Below are 1,511 nucleotides of genomic sequence, written 5' to 3'. Positions count from 1 at the left end.
TAGTCGCCCCTGCAAAACCCAATTTGATAACAAAAACAGGACCCTGGACGCGTTTTCCGGTATAATTTCTCCCCGGAAATGCACCCACAGACCCAAAACCGTGTAGTTTTCATCGCCATGATTCCCACCGACGACCGCCAGCAGCTCCAGAAAGGGCTCTTTGAGCTCTATCTCGAAGACATGATCAACCTGCGCCATCCACTGGTGCGCATGGCCGAACGCATCGACTGGCAACAGTGCGAAGCACAGTTCGGTCCCTATTGGTGTCCGGATAACGGTCGCCCAGGCCATCCCATCCGGCTTCACGCCGGGCTGCAGATGCTCAAGCACATGCAGGGGCTGTCCGACCGCGAGCTGCTCGATCAGTGGGTGGAGAACCCGTACTGGCAGTATTTCTGCGGCGAGTCGGTGTTCCAGCATGAGCCGCCGATGGACGAGTCCACCATGGGTCGGTTCCGCCGGCGTATTGGTGAGGACGGCGCGCGAGCGCTTTTGAAGATGACGGTTGATCTGGGTGAAGGCACGGGCACGGTTGCTCCCGAGAGTTTCCGAGTGGCGGTGGCCGATACAACCGTGATGCCCAAGGCCATCGAGCACCCCAGCGAGGCGCGGCTGATGGTGCGCGCCCACCGGCGCCTGGTGAGCCGGGCCAAAGCGGACGGTGTGAAGTTCCGCCAGACCTACGAGCGCTCGCTCGATGGGTTGGTCATCCAGATCGGGCGCTACGCCCACGCCCGCCAGTTCCGGCGCATGCACAAACGCCTTCGCAAGCTCCACGGTTACCTTGGGCGGGTGTGCAACGACGTGATCCGACAACAGCCTCGCGGCCAACGCCACCACGGGCTGGATGAAGCGCTTTACCAGGCACTGTACCTGTGGCGCCAGTACGCCGAGCCTCAACACCGGCCCAAGCTCTACAGCCTGCACGAGCCGGAGGTGGACTGCATCGCCAAGGGCAAGGCCCGCACCCCCTATGAGTTCGGCAGCAAGGTCAGTGTGATCACCACCGCACGGGAGGGCTTCGTGCTCGACTGCCAGGCCCTGCGCGGCAACGCCTACGATGGTCACACGCTGCACCAGGGGCTGGAGCGGGTGCACAAACACTGCGGCCAGCTGCCGGTGAACACCCTGGTCGACCGGGGCTATCGCGGCAGCGAGAGCACGCCGCTGACCAACGTGCACATCACCGGCAAGAAGAAAGGCAACGGCACCGCCCACGCCCGCTACCAGCACCGGCGCAACAGCGTTGAGCCGATCATCGGCCACATGAAACACGAAGGCCTGCTGGACCGCTGCCACCTGCGCGGGCGCGAAGGCGATCGGGTCCACGCGGTGCTGTGCGCAGTCGGGTTCAACCTGAGGAAGGTCCTGCGCCGGCTGGCGCGGCTTTTTGGCCTTCAATTCGTTCGGGATCTGCTGGCCGCAATCCATCAATCCGGGAATGATGTTCCCGGATCAACGCCACAGCTCAAACCGGCGACCGCCTGAAAGGCGGGTTTCGCAAGGGCGAC

The 1,511-nt window shown here is 63.3% G+C and carries 1 pseudogene; it reads left to right on the top strand.

Annotated elements, in window-relative coordinates:
* Positions 1-117: 117 nt before the first annotated feature.
* Positions 118-1,389: pseudogene (locus H4I92_RS00115) on the top strand (IS5 family transposase); the annotation flags it as partial.
* Positions 1,390-1,511: the final 122 nt, after the last annotated feature.

Source organism: Vreelandella halophila (genome assembly GCF_019903425.1).
In the GTDB taxonomy this organism is placed as follows: Bacteria; Pseudomonadota; Gammaproteobacteria; order Pseudomonadales; family Oleiphilaceae; genus Halospina; species Halospina halophila.
The sequence above is the reverse complement of the archived record's forward strand: the minus strand, read 5'-3'. Positions and strand labels throughout refer to the sequence as shown.